Origin of the sequence: Rhodococcus sp. T2V (genome assembly GCF_029269925.1) — a bacterium.
Lineage (GTDB): Bacteria > Actinomycetota > Actinomycetes > Mycobacteriales > Mycobacteriaceae > Rhodococcus_F > Rhodococcus_F koreensis.
Genome location: NZ_JARJBD010000028.1, coordinates 44,465 through 57,941, shown reverse-complemented (window position 1 = coordinate 57,941; position 13,477 = coordinate 44,465). Strand labels below are relative to the sequence as shown.

At 64.7% G+C, this 13,477-nt stretch carries 11 protein-coding genes; 3 read left to right on the top strand and 8 right to left on the bottom strand.

The features are described from left to right. Positions 1 to 25 precede the first annotated feature (25 nt). The 7 genes from P3H15_RS23405 to P3H15_RS23375 all read right to left on the bottom strand — a co-directional run bounded on the left by P3H15_RS23405 (position 26) and on the right by P3H15_RS23375 (position 7,668). Entirely contained in the window at positions 26 to 793 is a 768-nt protein-coding gene (locus P3H15_RS23405; protein ID WP_276139415.1) for a class II aldolase/adducin family protein, read from the bottom strand. Then, the gene (locus P3H15_RS23400) at positions 786 to 2,864 is read right to left on the bottom strand and encodes an acetate--CoA ligase family protein (protein WP_276139414.1); all 2,079 of its coding nucleotides are present in this window, start codon (positions 2,862 to 2,864) and stop codon (positions 786 to 788) included. The genes P3H15_RS23405 and P3H15_RS23400 overlap by 8 nt, the downstream gene beginning before the upstream one ends. Positions 2,865 to 2,866: 2 nt before the next feature. Then, complete coding sequence (locus tag P3H15_RS23395; protein ID WP_276139413.1) at positions 2,867 to 4,033, bottom strand: acyl-CoA dehydrogenase family protein; 1,167 nt, start codon at positions 4,031 to 4,033, stop codon at positions 2,867 to 2,869. Next, positions 4,030 to 5,103 carry an amidohydrolase family protein gene (locus tag P3H15_RS23390; protein WP_276139412.1) on the bottom strand — a complete coding sequence of 358 codons (1,074 nt, stop codon included), beginning with the start codon at positions 5,101 to 5,103 and terminating at the stop codon, positions 4,030 to 4,032. Before P3H15_RS23390 ends, P3H15_RS23395 begins: the two co-directional genes overlap by 4 nt. A 78-nt stretch (positions 5,104 to 5,181) precedes the next feature. After that, positions 5,182 to 5,346: a hypothetical protein gene (locus P3H15_RS23385; RefSeq protein ID WP_276139411.1), complete on the bottom strand. Its 165-nt coding sequence runs from the start codon at positions 5,344 to 5,346 to the stop codon at positions 5,182 to 5,184. A gap of 68 nt (positions 5,347 to 5,414) precedes the next feature. Beyond that, complete coding sequence (locus P3H15_RS23380; protein ID WP_276139410.1) at positions 5,415 to 6,704, bottom strand: aromatic ring-hydroxylating dioxygenase subunit alpha; 1,290 nt, start codon at positions 6,702 to 6,704, stop codon at positions 5,415 to 5,417. A 100-nt stretch (positions 6,705 to 6,804) separates the two neighbouring features. Beyond that, on the bottom strand, positions 6,805 to 7,668 hold the full coding sequence (locus P3H15_RS23375) for an oxaloacetate decarboxylase (protein WP_276139409.1): 864 nt from the start codon (positions 7,666 to 7,668) through the stop codon (positions 6,805 to 6,807). Positions 7,669 to 8,208: 540 nt separating this feature from the next. On the opposite strand from P3H15_RS23375, the gene P3H15_RS23370 reads away from it, so the two are divergent. Beyond that, complete coding sequence (locus P3H15_RS23370) at positions 8,209 to 9,579, top strand: MFS transporter (protein ID WP_276139408.1); 1,371 nt, start codon at positions 8,209 to 8,211, stop codon at positions 9,577 to 9,579. A 212-nt stretch (positions 9,580 to 9,791) separates the two neighbouring features. Here P3H15_RS23370 and P3H15_RS23365 read toward each other — a convergent pair whose 3' ends face one another. After that, a complete protein-coding gene (locus P3H15_RS23365; RefSeq protein ID WP_276139407.1) occupies positions 9,792 to 10,358 on the bottom strand; it encodes a TetR/AcrR family transcriptional regulator in 567 nt (188 codons plus the stop codon). A gap of 223 nt (positions 10,359 to 10,581) precedes the next feature. Here P3H15_RS23365 and P3H15_RS23360 point away from each other — a divergent pair, with 223 nt between their 5' ends. Both P3H15_RS23360 and P3H15_RS23355 read left to right on the top strand, forming a co-directional pair. After that, entirely contained in the window at positions 10,582 to 10,971 is a 390-nt protein-coding gene (locus P3H15_RS23360; RefSeq protein WP_276139461.1) for a nitronate monooxygenase, read from the top strand. Between the two features lie 74 nt (positions 10,972 to 11,045). Beyond that, the gene (locus P3H15_RS23355; RefSeq protein ID WP_276139406.1) at positions 11,046 to 13,403 is read left to right on the top strand and encodes an arylsulfatase; all 2,358 of its coding nucleotides are present in this window, start codon (positions 11,046 to 11,048) and stop codon (positions 13,401 to 13,403) included. The last annotated feature ends 74 nt before the right edge of the window (positions 13,404 to 13,477 follow it).

Genomic DNA, 13,477 nt, shown 5'->3' with positions numbered 1-13,477 from the left:
TTCCAATCTTGTTGATTTGTCCGGCTTACAGCCGGACACTCACGTCGGCGGCGGATCCGAGCGAGTGACGGTAGTAGTCCCATGTCCACTCCGCGTAGGTCAGAGCGGCTTTACGGCTGTTGACGAAGCCGGAAACGTCTTCGGCGTCGGCTTGGGTCAGCACGGCAGGTTCGGCGCCGGGTATCGCGTAGGTCGAGAGCGTCAGGTCGGCGAGGGTTTCGAGCTTGATCGCCCGCACTGTGGCTTCCTGCAGTGTCGCTCCGACTGCGACCACGCCATGGCCTCGCAGAAGACACACGTCCTTGTCGTCCATCGCGGCGGCCAACTCACCGCCGCGCTCGGGGCGGTCGATCAAGACGGCCCGTTCGTAGATCGGCACGCCGCGAACCGCAAGTTCCATTGCGCCTGGATCGTAGGCCCCGATGGTCGGAGTGAGCGGCAATCCCAGTATTCCGACGAGCAGGGACGACCGTGGGTGGCCGTGGACCACCGCACCCACATCGGGCCGTTTGCGGTAGATCTCGGTGTGGATGGGCCATTCTCCGGGCAGCGCATAGCCGCCTGGGAGGTCTGCGTTCGTCGATTCCAGATCGACGATGTGGATGTCATCGGCAATGGTGAACTCGACACCCGGATCATGTAGTGGGCGGCACCGGACGAGGAACATGTCGCTGTCGGGGACACGCATGCTTACGTGCCCGGTGATTTCCCGCACGCAGCCAGTCGCCGCGAGGATCCGGCAGGACAGCGCGACGGATTCCCTCAGAGCTTGGATATCGGCGGAGTCAGACACGTGAGGTTCCTTTCGTCAGAGAGCGGAGGGCGGCAGCCATCCGGGCGGGCTCGGTGAAGACCCGGATTCCGGACGACGCCAGAGTGGTCATGCCCGCCTCCGCCAGTGGGCGGGCAACGAGCCAGGTGACGAGGATCGGTACATCCGAACGTGACTTCGCCGCTGCGATTTCGTTGGCGACCCGGACGGCATCGTTGCCGGTGATGCTGGTGAGGACGATGCAGACCGCGTCCACATGCGGATCAACGGCGACGACGTCGATTACCTCGGTGAACAGGCCGGGCGTGAAGGCTCCCTCGGCGGTTATGTCGAGAGGATTGGCGACGCTGGCGAACTTGGGCAGAAGACCGGCGAGGGCTCGAGCGGTGCCCTCGGTGAATTCTGCTGTGTCCAGATCTTTCAACGCCAGCAGATCCGCGGTGGCGCTGCCCGCACCTCCGGATGTCGTGATGACCGCGGCCCGCCGCCCTCGGGGAGTCGGGTAGTCCGCGAGAGTGGAGGCTACCTCGAGGAGCTGGCTCATTTCCTCGACCTGGATGGCGCCCGCTTCCTCCAGGACCGCCCGGTAGGCGTCGTGACTGCCTGCCAAGGCACCGGAGTGTGAGGCGACCGCGCGTTGGCCGGCAGCGGTGACACCGGTCTTGAAGACGGTGACTGGGATGCCGGCATCTCGAGCGGTGTGCAGTGCCCGGCGGAATGCAGAACCGTCGGAGACCCCCTCGAGGAACACCGCGATAGATCGCGTGGTGCCGAGACCGGCGAGGTAGCTGATGTAGTCCGCCACATCGAGATCGGTTTGGTTGCCGACGGTGACCCAGTCGCCGATGCTGTAGCCGTCGGAAATCTCGCGCGAGACGAGGCTGCCGGCGACGGCGCCGCTCTGGGCGACGAGGCACACTCCCGACGGGGTGTCGGGGAACTTGTCGATTGCTTGCGAGAACGTCGCCGCCATCTTGTGGTGCGCGCTGACGATCCCGATGGTGTTCGGGCCGCAGAGGAGCGTGCCGGACCCTGCGACGGCGTCCCGCAGTTCGGCGTCGAGAGCGGCACCTTCTGCCCCGACTTCCCCGAATCCGGAGGCGAATACCATTACGGCGCGAACGCCTCGTGCGACGCACTCGCGGACCGCGGCGATGCTGGCTGAGGCTGGGAGGGCGATGCACACGAGCTCTGGGGTATCGACGAGTTCGTCGATGCTCCGCACCACAGGAAGGCCGTCGATCTCTCCGCCGGCCGGGTTGACTGGGTACAACGGTCCGCCGAATCCGTTGCGCTGCAACGCCCGAATCACCTTTCCACCCGGCCTATCCGGAGCCCGGGAGGCGCCGACAACGGCGATCGATCGGGGCCGGAACAGCGCTGTGAGGTCGGGCCCGGTGGCGGCAGAGGTGGACTCCTGCACCGGCAAGACGACCGCACTGGCGTCGAGGACCAGGCACCGGCCGTCCGGAAGAATCCGAACCGGGTTCAAGTCCAGTTCCGCGATCGCCGGAGCCTCGACGGCGAGTCTGCTCACTCGCGCGACGAGTCCACAGAACTGTGCGGTGTCGACCGCCGGCGCCCCGCGGAATCCCTGAAGTAGCCGCGAGGACACCAAGGAGTCCAACATCCTTGCAGCTTGTGCGGCTGTGACCGGTGCCGGATGGCGGGCCACGTCTCGGAACAACTCGACCGTGACACCGCCGAGCCCGACGATGAGAATCGGGCCGAAGGTGGCGTCCCGGTTCCATCCGACGAACAGATCGGTGCCCGCGGGCGCCATCTCCTGGACGACGATGCCGGCGTCGGCGAGACCGAGATCCGAGATCTTCTGGTCCAGCCGCTCGTACGCCGCACGCACCGCGTCCGAGGTGGACAGCTTCAGTTCCACCAGCCCGGCGTCCGTCTTGTGGACCACCTCGTCGGACACAGCCTTGAGCACGACGGTCCCGCCGAGACGCAGAGCCGTCTCGACCGCTTCGTCACTGTGGGTGACCCGCACACTGGGGACGAAGGGCAAGTCGAGCGGCGCGAGAAGGTCGCGTGTGCTCGATTCACCCCACGTGCCGGTCCGGGGAACTGTTGCGGTCACGGTCACAGACCTCCCCTGTTGAGCGCATCGCGGGAGATGAGGAGACGGTGGATGTCGTTGGTGCCCTCGACGATCTGGAACACCTTCGCATCGCGATACGCCCGGGCGACGCCGTAGTCCTCGGAGACACCGTAGGCACCGTGGATCTGCACCGCATCGGTGGCCGCCGCCTGCGCGGCGTCACTCGCAAACATCTTCGCCATGCTCGCTTCGGTCCGCGCACGGCTTCCGGCCTCCATCGCGGTCGCACACTTGTTCGTCAGCAACCGGGCCGCCTCGATCGAGACCGCCATATCGGCGATCTTCTGCTGGGTCATCTGAAAGCTGCTGATCGGCTTACCGAACACGACGCGGTCCTTCGCGTACTGCACCGATGCGTCCAGGCAGGACTGGGCAAGCCCCACCGCACGTGAGGCGACGGCGAGTCTGCCGCGTTCGACGGCGGTCATCGCGACCGTGAAGCCGTCGCCTTCCTCGCCCAGGAGAGCGTCAGGACCGAGCTGGACATTGTCGAGCACCAGGTCACCGCTGCACAGCGGCCGGAATCCGAGCTTGTTACGCATCGGGTTCTTGATGACGCCCGGTGTGTCGGCGGGAACGATGAACGCCGACAAACCCTTCTTACCCAGTGAGGGGTCGTTGGTCGCGAATGTCACGAAAAACGAGGCTTTGTCGAGGTTGGTGATCCACGCCTTCGCGCCGTTGAGCACGAAGCCGTCTCCGGTGCGGGTGTACCGCGTCTCGGTACCGGCGACGTCGCTGCCCGAGCGCGGCTCGGTCACGCCGGCGCCGCCGAAGATCTGCCCCTCGGCGAGCGGGCGCAGCCACTGCTCCTTCTGCTCGTCGGTGCCGAAGGCGAGCAGGCCGCCGCCGACGAGGGCGGACGGCATGCTCATGAAGACACCGAGGCAGTGATCGACCCGTGAGATCTCCTCGATGATCATCGAGAAGGTCAGGTGATCAAGACCCATACCGCCCCATTCGATGGGGACCACGCCGCCGAAGAATCCGAGGCCCGCCATCTGCTGGAGGAGGTCGAGGGGAATCGACTCCGCCTCGTCGTACGCCTGGACCCGGGGGGCGACCTCGCTGCGCGCGAAATCACGGACCAACTGAATCAGTGAGTCGCGTTCGGCGGTGTCGACGGACGGTTCGAGGATGCTGGTCACAGCGATCCTGCCGCTTCGAGGTTCTTGCGAAGGCGCGGGAAGATGTCGAGGGCGGTGTCGCCGAGCATCTGGTCCAGACCCTTTTCCTCGGCGCCGGGCAGTCCGCGCAGCACGGCCGCGATGTCGTCGGCCCATCCTTCGGTGGTGGTCTTCTTGTGCGAGCCGTCGCCGGGACGCTCGGTGCCCAGGACGATCCGGTCGGCGCCGATGGCCTTGACGAGCAGGTCGAGTGCCTCCTCGGTGTAGAGCGAGGTGTCGTAGTAGCACTTGCGGACTGCCTCGTCGAAGGTGCCGGTGCGGCCGGTGCCCTCCCAGTAAGTGCCGCGGAAGCGTCCGAGCTGATACGGAATCGCGCCGCCACCGTGCGGAACGACGACCTTGAGATCAGGGAACACCTCGAAGGCCTCGGACTGCACGAGCGACATCACGGCCACACTCTCTTCGGAGATGAAGTGCAGGCTCTGATTCTCCCGCAGCGACACGCATCCGGCGGAGTGCACGAGCAGCGGTGCCTCGTATTCGACGAGCTTCTCGTACAGCGGGTACCAGTACTCGTCGCCCAGGCCCGGAACCTCCTGGGGTGCACGGCCTTCGCTCGGGTCGGGGTTGAGGAGCACACCCACGAAGCCCAGGTCGTTCATGCAGCGGTCGAGTTCGTCGAAGCAGTCTTCGATCGGGGCGTTCCATGCCAGCGGCAGGTTGGCCATTCCCTGCAGACGATCCGGGAAGAACGCGGACTGGGTGGCGATGGCGTCGTTGACCGTCTGCGCCCACCAGTGGACGATGCGGGCCGGCTTCTCCGAGTGCATGAGGCTGTATGGGCGCGCCGAGACGAGCTGCACGTCTGTGCCCACGTGGTCGAGCCAGGAGATGTGCTCGCGGGCGAAGTGCTCGAGTTCCTCCGGGGGGATGACTCCGGTCCGGCCGTGGCTCATACCCTCGCGTGCCTCGGAGAAGCCCTTGAGACGGCGGCCGTAGTGACCGCGGGTGCCGATGAGGAACTCACGGTAGCTGTAGAGCTCCGACGGGGCCACGATGTGGCCGTGTACGTCAATTACCTTGCGAGGCATGAACAATGCTCCTTGGTTTGAAGAGTGTGATGAGAGGGGGAATAGGTGGCAGGATTGCCGGCGTGTCGCCCGCGGGAGCTATTCGGTGTACACCCGAACCGGGTGGCGGGTCTGTTGGTTGTGCTCGACGGCCGCGATGATGGTGTCCTCACCGATGGCCACGATCCACCCACACTCGCGTTCCCGGCACACTGCGGTCGGGAGCCACTCTCCGCAGACCGCGCAGATACTGCCGGTTTTCACGTGCCCTGGGTGCTCGCAGGGTTGGCGGTTCGGATTGGAATTCCTGGCGAACTCGATGAGATCGGTTCTCATGAAGGGACTCGGCTCGCTTGCTCGGCCTCGGCATCGATCAGTTTCGAGAGCGCGGTCAGTCGAGGACTGTACAGGCTCTGGGTCCGCAGGAACGCCGAGACGGGGTTGCCCTTGGAGGCGCCGCCGAAGCCGAGTTCCTTACGCTCCATGGGAAGCTCGATGACATTGCTTTCGGTGGCCGGGTCGTACACGTTCATCACCGGTTCGTCCGCCTCGTTGGCGTCGAGCTGCTTTCGGAGCAGGGTCCGGAATAGAGCGATGCCCTGATCTGAGGAGCTGAGGTTCTCGTCGTGGCGGCTCGCAATCGGTCCTTGTGTCACCCACACCATCGCGTCCTGCGAGTCGATGGTGTCCATACGGAAGGTGCCGTCGTCGTTCTGCAGCTTGACGTCGTAGATGTCAGGAAGCTGTCGGACCTGCTGGACCAGATGGGAGAACTTCTCCTCCACGTCGAACCAGCAGTACCAGAAATGCAGGGTGTTCGTGTCGTCGACGGGAACACGAATTTGCAGCGACTGCAGTCCGTATCCGCCCACCTTGAGAATGTGGGGGAAGTACACGGGGTGCCCGGTCCGCCAGTCCTCGGACTCCTCGGTCTGGCCTTCACGAAGACGACGCTTGATGATGCCGTAGTCGACGAGATCGAAGCCGATCTTGATGTGGTGACCGGCCAGTTCGGTGGGCTCCTCGCCGGCACGTTCGAGGGTGTAGTTGAAGTACTTGCCGTGCAACCACTCGACGTGGGTGGGATCGAACGAGTTCTCCATGATCTGGAGCCAGTTGCAGGGGATGATCGCCGATCCGATGTCCCGGAACTGCGTGTCGTTTTCCTCGAGCGTGAACAAATCGAGCAAGGGCAGCGCCGGGGCGGGCCCTTCGCCGAGGTAGGCGAAAATCAGGCCGGCGAGCTCACGCACCGGATAGCCGGTGATCGAGGCGCGCTCTCGCAGGCGCGGCGAGGCCGGTTCCTGATTGGGTTGTTCGAGGCAACTACCCGTGCCGTCGAAGAGCCACCCGTGGTACGCACACCGCAGCCCTGGCCCATCCGGGAACCCGTACGCCAACGACGCACCCCGGTGCGGACACTTGCGTGCGACCAGACCCAATTCTCCTGCCTCCGAACGGTAGAGCACCAGGTCTTCGCCGAGGATGCGCACCGGCTTGACCGGGTTCTCGTCGAGCTCTGCCGCGGCGGCGACCGGCAGCCAATACCTCCGGTAGAGCTCTCCAGCGGGAGTGCCCTTGCCGACGCGGCTGAGTCGTTCGTTGAGTTCAGGTTGAAGCATCAGGACCTCACACTTTCGAAACGGACGTTGTTTCATCAATTAGGCTAATCATAGGACCAACCTCCTCGCAAGAGGATAGAGCACATTGATTCGGCGGAACTTACGTTCCCGGCTCGGTGGTGTCGCGCTCGATCTCATACAACTCCTCGAGCCCCGCGATCTCCTGGAACTCCTCCCAGATCCGGAAGGCGTCCGCGGGATTTCGGCCGCTGGACCGGCCCTGGGCGTGCCGCTGATACACCTCGGTGATCGCCGCCCAGGCGGCGGTTTGGCCGGTGACGGGGTCGATCACCAGGGCGTAACCCATGTCCGCCCACTCGTCGGGTGTGTGTAGATCCAATGACGTCAACGTGGCAACCGGACAGTCGAGTTTCTCCGGAATCAGGGCCCGTTGCTCGGACCCCTCCGGGAGCAACATCACAGCGTCGGCGCCGGCATCGCGATAGGCCCTGCAGCGGTTTATGGCGTCATCGAAACCCTCGTTCTGGATCGCCCCGGTTCGCGCGATGATCAGCAGGTCAGGATCCTCGCGCGCCTGCACGGCGAACCGTACCTTCTTGACCATCTCCTCGGCCGGAACGAGGTGCTCGATATGGCGGTGATGGCTCACCCGCTTCGGCGCGACCTGGTCTTCGATCTCGATCGCGTGCGCTCCCGCCGTCTCCAGTTCCGCCACGGTACGGGTCAGGTGAACGGCATCACCGAATCCGACTCCCCCGTCGACGATGAGCGGCAGGGTGGACCGACGCCGCACCGCAGCCACGGCGGAGGCCAGCTCGGTAAGAGTCAGCAGCGCCTCGGACACCGCCAGCGAATACCCCAGGCCTCCGCCGCCGAGATACCCCGCCTCGAACCCCAGGCGCGTACACAACCGCGCGGTGAGCGCGTCCGGCGTGTACGGCACGATAATCGGGTCCTTGCCTTCGAGACGGCGTCGAAAGCTGGCTCTGTCGATTCGAGTCATCAGGTCGCGTTTCCTGTCTGGATCAGATCGATGGGATATGTCCGCTATGACTGCCTGCTCACCCACCGAGCACCTTTACGCCGCTGCGCTGCTCGCACAACGGATTCGCTCAGCGGCTGATCGCACCCGTAACTCGTTTTCTCGCAGTCGAGCTCGCAATCGTCGCCATGGATCAGAAGCAAGATTCGGGGTGGAGTCATATGGGGTACCCCTACGATAGACCCTTGGTTCAATGATTATTCGATATGTGCCACATTCTTCACGCTTTCCCAGTGGTTCCACGGCGTCGCAAACGTGTGGTGCCGACCACTCTATTCGATACCTCGTCGCAGTTCAGCCGCCATTTGTGAGCGAATCGCTGCCTACTACCCGCCATGTGTCGGTCCGGACTCCGCCATTGGAATGGGTACGACATTCGGTATTGACGCACGTCACATAGAGGGTAATCATAGGACCAACCTCACACCCCGGGATACGAGGCCGCCAGTCTGCTCACCCGCTTCAGACGCACGGCATACCAACCATCAGAGGAATTCAGCAATGAGTGGAGACCCATCCAATCTTCCCCTGGACCAGACACACGGCAACACCGTTGTCTCCCAACAGGAAGTGCGTCGCGTAACCATCTCCAGTTACCTCGGCAACACGATCGAGTACTACGACCACACACTTTTCGCCTCGGCTGCCGCCCTGGTGTTCGGCCCACTGTTCTTCTCGAACCTCAGTCCCGCCCTCGGGACCATGGCATCCTTCGCCATCCTTGCCACCGGCTATGTTGCGCGCCCGCTCGGCGGCGTCGTCTTCGGGTACCTCGGCGACCGCTACGGACGCAAGTCCACCCTTCTCATGACTATGACCATCATGGGGATCGGCAGTGGCCTGATCGGATTCCTTCCGACATACGACCAGGTCGGAGCAATCGCACCGATCCTCCTCGTTCTTCTTCGTATTCTGCAGGGCTTTTCGGTCGGCGGAGAATGGGGCGGTGCCGCACTGATGACTGCCGAGCACGCGCCGAACGGTCGCCGCGGCCTCTACACAGCGATCGGCCAGGCCGGAATGGCCTCGGGAGGTGTGGCATCGACCCTGGTCATGGCACTCACGACCCAACTCCCGGATGAGCAGCTGTTCTCATGGGGCTGGCGCGTACCATTCCTGCTGAGCTTCGGACTCCTCATCGTGGGTCTTTACATGCGACTGAAGGTGACTGAAAGTCCCCTGTTCGTGGCGTACGCCGAACGAGGCGAATCCGTGAAGTTGAGCCGATCACTCCTCGATAACCGAGGCGCACTGCTGCGCGGACTCTTCGCCAGCTTGCCCTCGACGATGTCGTCCTCGCTGTTCGGCAGCTTCGCGGTCTCCTACGCGGTAGGCGCCGGCCACAGCCGCTCCATCGTGCTTACCGCACTCGCAGTCGGATGGGCTCTGTCCACCGTGACCATGCCCCTCTACGGTTCGCTGTCCGATCGTGTCGGGCGTCGCACCGTATACATCACTGCCGCACTCACGCTCGTCGTGATCGCGTATCCCTTCTTCTGGGCCATCCACACCATGAACACCGCCCTGTTGTTCCTCGCCTTCATCGTCGTGTTCGCAGTGGTCGCGATCGGTATGCAGGCCGTGATCGCGGCGCTACTGACCGAGATGTTCCCGACCGAGTCTCGCTACACGGCGGTATCGATCTCATACCAGGGCAGCGCCATCCTCGGCGGCCTCGCCCCGGTCATCGCCACCTCCCTGATCACCGCCGCGGACGGCGGCGCACAGTGGGTAGCTGTGATGGTCGCGATCGTTGCCGTGCTCGGGGCAACCATGGTCTGGACAACGGTGGAATCGAGCGGCAAGAGCCTGAGCGCCCGTAACACCGGCCGGGAGCGCCCGGTCCAGCCCGCAGTCGACCCCGTCGGCTGACGCCCAACTCCCTCTAGCTCCGGGCGTCGTGTCGGACCGAACCATCGATCCGTTCCGGCACGACGCTTGGCCGTCGACATCCAGACGGTTGCAGGGCAGAGCCGATACCCAGTCCGGCAGGACGCTCTCCTGCGCTGTGAGTGACCACCACACCACTCTCCAGGGTTCTCATCGGAGGCTCCAGGCACCGGAACGCGCGCAGTCCGAGATGTTCACTCGCAGGCCGAGAGGAGGTTCTCGACCGCGCTGACGACGACCTGGCGTCGGCGCGCTCTGTCCCGGGGTGCGGCGGCGCCGAGCTCGGGTGTCTGGATATGCCAGGACATGGCAAGTGCGCGAACAATGGTAAGAATTTCGTGGGCTGTGTACTGAGTCGGCAGATGCCCGTCCTGCTGTGCCTGAGCGATCTTTTCGAGCTTGGACTGATTCGATGCCGCGATGGACTGCAGCGGCTCCCCGTCGGGCCGCTCGAGCTGGTACCAGGTTGCCAACCTCAGCGTCGACGGGTTGTCTTCGTAAAGATCGAAAGCCCGGCCGACGTACCCGGCCAGGTCGGCGGCATCGAACTGAACAGAGTCGGTGAACGCCACCACCTGACTGCTGAAGACCGAGTCGAAGAGGCCGTCCTTGTTGCCGTAGTACGCATAGATCAGCGACTTGTTGGCCTGCGCTTCAGCAGCGATCCTGTCGACACGTGCTCCCGCGATCCCGAACTTCGAAAACTCAGTTGTGGCCGCGTCCAGAATTCGTTTCTTCGTCGCTTCTGAGTCCCGTGCCATACCGCAATCATAACAACTAACTAGTCAGTTTGTATTGCTTGTATCTAGCGCCGCCTCCTGCAACAAATGCCGACACGACGGAACCCCGATCCGGCGGAACCTCCCGGCTGCGCTTGCCGTACTGCTTCGTCCCTGAAACCCGTGCTCCAACACTGACGTCGCTGGTGCACCGCCGACACGACCGGATCGCCGCCAACCTACTCGCCTCCGACACCCTCACCACCTGGCCAGCGGCCGCATCACCACCGGCGCTGGGCTGGCCGCGGCGCTGGCAGCTGGTGCAGCCGCCGCGCAGCTCGGATCGGTCTTCATGCGCTGCCCTGAAGCGGGTACCTCGGCGGTCGTACGCAACGCACCCACCAAGGCATGCCGACCGCGCCGAACTGGCACGACTACGCAAGGAGAATGCGGCACTCGAACCCAGAGGGCGCGGGCCGCCGACGGCCGAGCAGTCCGGCGCGTCCTGACGGGTCGGTGGTCTCGCCGCACACCCAGATCCGGACACCGCACAGGTGCGTGGGAGCCGCGCACAATCGCCGCATTCGGCTCACGACGCCAGCGCAGTGGTCTTGCGTGTCACGCGGGTCGTCCCGCCGAACTGTTACCCCATTAGCCTCTGGCGATGACCGGGTGGGTAGTGCTTTCGTGAATGAAGGGGGGCAGACCCGATCGATCGAGGAGCCGGTCATGGCCAATCCATTCAGAGGTGTCGTCAATCTCGATATTCGTGATTCGATCCCGGACTGGGGTCCGTACGAGCAACCGAAGGCGCCGCCCGGTTCGCCGAATGTCCTCTACATCGTGCTCGACGACGTCGGTTTCGGGGCTTTGGGCTGTTACGGCGGGCCGATCGAGACGCCGAACATCGACAAGATCGCCGCGAAAGGGCTGCGGTACGGGCAGTGGCACACCACCGCGCTGTGTTCGCCGACCCGGTCCTGCCTGCTGACCGGGCGTAACCACACCACCAACGGGATGGCCTGCATCAGTGAGGCGGCGATCGGGTTTCCGGGCGCGAACGGGCACATCCCGCCCGAGTGCGCCACCCTGGCCGAGATCTTGGTCGAGCAGGGCTTTTCCACCGCGATGGTCGGCAAGTGGCACCTGTGCGCCGAGGACGAGATGAACCTCGCCTCCACCAAGCGCAATTGGCCCGTCGGCCGCGGCTTCGAGCGCTTCTACGGGTTCCTCGGCGCCGAAACCAGCCAGTGGTACCCGGACTTGGTGCACGACAACCATCCCGTCGAGCAGCCCGCCACCCCGGAGCAGGGCTACCACTTCAGCGTCGACATCACCGACAAGGCCATCCAATACCTCGACGACGTCAAGGCGATCGCCCCGGACCGGCCGGTCTTCTTGTACTACGCGCCGGGCTGCGCGCACGCCCCGCACCAGGTACCGAAGGAGTGGGCCGACCGCTACCGGGGCCGGTTCGACGACGGCTACGAAGCGATGCGCGAGCGGACCCTGGCCCGGCAGAAGGAAATGGGCCTGGTTCCCCAGAACACCGAACTTCCCCCGCTGAACCCGATCGGCACCCCCGACACCCGCACCGGACCCGACGGCCTGCCGTTCCCGCCGCTGGACGTCACCCGCCCCTGGGACACCCTGTCCGCCGACGAAAAACGGCTCTTCGCCCGGATGGCCGAGGTGTACGCGGGGTTCCTGTCGCACTGCGATAACCAGATCGGCCGCCTGCTGGCGTACCTCGAGGAGATCGAGCAGCTCGACAACACCATCATCGTGCTGGTCTCCGACAACGGCGCCAGCGGCGAGGGCGGACCCAACGGGTCGGTCAACGAGAACAAACTCTTCAACGGTGTGGCCGACGATCTGGCCGAGAATATGACGATGCTCGACGAGCTGGGCGGTACCAGAACGTACAACCACTACCCGAACGGGTGGGCGATGGCCTTCAACACTCCGTTCAAGATGTGGAAACGCTACTCGTTCAACGGCGGCACCTGCGACCCGTGCATCCTGTCCTGGCCGGCCGGCATCTCTGCGCGCGGCGAGACCCGCGACCAGTACCACCACGCAATCGACATCGTCCCCACCGTGCTCGACTGTCTGGGAATCGAACTGCCGAACATGGTCAAGGGCCACACCCAGCACCCGTTGCAAGGGGTCAGCATGCGCTACAGCTTCGACGCTGCAACCATTCCGACCGCCAAACACACCCAGTTCTATTCGATGCTCGGGACCCGGGGCATCTGGCACGACGGCTGGAAGGCCGTCACCACGCACCCCGCGATCAGCGGGTGGAGCCACTTCCCGGAGGACGCCTGGGAGCTCTACCACACCCAGGCGGACCGCGCCGAACTCCACGATCTCGCCGCCGCGGAGCCCGGCAGACTCGCCGAGCTGGTCGGGCTGTGGTTCCACGAGGCCGGCGCGAACCAGGCGTACCCGCTCGACGACCGCTCCGCCATCGAGATCCTCACCACCCCCCGACCACAACTTGCGCCCCCACGAAACCGGTACGTGTACCGCCCCGGCGGGGCCGAGGTGCCCGAGTCGGTGGCGGTCAGCATCCGCAACCGCTCCTACTCGATCGGGGCGCTGGTCGATCTTCCCGATCCGGGGGCGTCCGGGGTGCTGTTCGCGCACGGCGGCCGGTTCGGTGGGCACGCCCTCTACGTCAAGGACAACCGGCTGCACTACGTGTACAACTTCCTCGGCAGCGAACAGCAGAAGATCGACGCGACCGAGGACCTGCCCACAGGCCGCAACCTGATCCTGGCCGCCTCCTTCGACAAGGACGGGGAGGACCCGCCCGGCACCGCCCACGGCACCCTGAGCCTGTACCACGGGGACCGGAAAGTCGGAGAAGGCCGAATCCGGACGCAAGCAGGGAAATTCGGAGTCGGTGGTGAGGGTCTCAACGCCGGCCGCGACAGCGGCGAGGCGGTCACCGACGACTACCCCGGCACCACCCCATGGGCGTTCACCGGCGGCACCCTCAACCGGATCGCGGTCGATGTCAGCGGCGAACCGTACGTCGACCTCGAACGCGAAGCCGCGGCCATGCTTTCCCGCGAATAGCAGGATTGAAACGACGAGGCGTCGGGCTCTGCCGACATGATGTGCTCGGCGGAGCCCGCGCTGTCCGTCGGCCA

Bases quoted from the DNA above. Each gene is read 5' to 3' on its own strand.
- P3H15_RS23390 (WP_276139412.1), bottom strand. From the start codon at position 5,103: ATGCCTCGCAAGGTAATTGACGTACACGGCCACATCGTGGCCCCGTCG.
- P3H15_RS23380 (WP_276139410.1), bottom strand. From the start codon at position 6,704: ATGCTTCAACCTGAACTCAACGAACGACTCAGCCGCGTCGGCAAGGGC.
- P3H15_RS23375 (WP_276139409.1), bottom strand. From the start codon at position 7,668: ATGACTCGAATCGACAGAGCCAGCTTTCGACGCCGTCTCGAAGGCAAG.
- P3H15_RS23370 (WP_276139408.1), top strand. From the start codon at position 8,209: ATGAGTGGAGACCCATCCAATCTTCCCCTGGACCAGACACACGGCAAC.
- P3H15_RS23365 (WP_276139407.1), bottom strand. From the start codon at position 10,358: ATGGCACGGGACTCAGAAGCGACGAAGAAACGAATTCTGGACGCGGCC.
- P3H15_RS23355 (WP_276139406.1), top strand. From the start codon at position 11,046: ATGGCCAATCCATTCAGAGGTGTCGTCAATCTCGATATTCGTGATTCG.